The sequence below is a fragment of the Cupriavidus sp. SK-3 genome, from assembly GCF_000611145.1.
Classification (GTDB): domain Bacteria; phylum Pseudomonadota; class Gammaproteobacteria; order Burkholderiales; family Burkholderiaceae; genus Cupriavidus.
Window position 1 is genome coordinate 650 of record NZ_JFJV02000141.1, and the last position, 1,315, is coordinate 1,964.

Annotated in this window: 1 protein-coding gene; it reads left to right on the forward strand. The window is 66.3% G+C overall.

What is annotated here, in order from left to right; genetic code table 11:
• Window positions 1-60: 60 nt before the first annotated feature.
• Window positions 61-1,315, forward strand: a 1,255-nt coding sequence (locus CF70_RS15000) for an NAD(P)(+) transhydrogenase (Re/Si-specific) subunit beta (protein ID WP_035866017.1), incomplete at its 3' end; no start/stop codon positions are given.

Genomic DNA, 1,315 nt, shown 5'->3' on the forward strand with positions numbered 1-1,315 from the left:
GGAGCCCAAGGCCAAGCCCGCGGGCGCCCATGGCAAGGAGGCCGCGGCATGAGCAATCTCGTGAGCATGAACCTCGTCACCCTGCTCTACCTGCTGGCCTCGGTGTGTTTCATCCAGGCGCTCAAGGGCCTCTCGCATCCCAGTTCCGCACGGCGCGGCAACGCCTTCGGCATGACCGGCATGGCCATCGCGGCGGTAACCACGCTGGTGCTGATCGCCAAACTGAAGAACGACTTCGTGGCGGCAAGCGCCGACCCGTCATCGGTCGCCGAAGGCCTGGCGCTGATCTTCGGCGCGCTGGTGGTCGGCGGCGGCATCGGTGCCTACGTGGCGAAGAAGGTCGAGATGACCAAGATGCCCGAACTGGTGGCCGCCATGCATTCGCTGATCGGCCTGGCCGCCGTCTTCATCGCGGTGGCGGCGGTGGCTGAGCCAGCCGCCTTCGGCATTGCGCCCGCGGGCTCGCATGACATCCCGCTGGGCAACCGCATCGAGCTGTTCATCGGCTGCTTCGTCGGCGCCATTACCTTCTCGGGTTCGGTGATCGCCTTCGGCAAGCTGGCCGGGCGCTACAAGTTCCGGCTGTTCCAGGGCGCGCCGGTGTCCTTCGCCGGCCAGCACATGCTCAACCTGGTGCTGGCGGTGGCGATGATCGGCTTCGGCGTGGCCTTCTTCCTGTCGCAGGCCTGGATGCCCTTCCTGCTGATGCTGGCGATCGCCTTCGTGCTGGGCGTGCTGATCATCATCCCGATCGGGGGCGCCGACATGCCCGTGGTGGTGTCGATGCTGAACTCGTACTCGGGCTGGGCGGCCGCCGGCATTGGCTTCTCGCTCAACAACCCGATGCTGATCATCGCCGGCTCGCTGGTTGGCTCCTCCGGCGCCATCCTCTCGTACATCATGTGCCGCGCGATGAACCGCTCGTTCTTCAACGTGCTGCTCGGCGGCTTTGGCAACACCGCGGCAGCCGCCACGGCAGGCGGTGCGGAACAGCGCAATGTCAAGGCCGGCTCGGCCGACGACGCGGCCTTCCTGATGAGCAATGCCGAGACCGTGATCATCGTCCCTGGCTACGGCCTGGCGGTGGCGCGCGCGCAGCATGCGCTCAAGGAACTCACCGAAAAGCTGGTCGAGAAGGGGGTAACGGTGAAGTACGCCATCCACCCGGTGGCGGGCCGCATGCCGGGCCATATGAACGTGCTGCTGGCCGAGGCCGAGGTCCCTTACGACCAGGTCTTCGAGATGGAAGACATCAACAGCGAGTTCGGCCAGGCCGACGTGGTGCTGGTGCTGGGCGCCAACGACGTGGTGAACC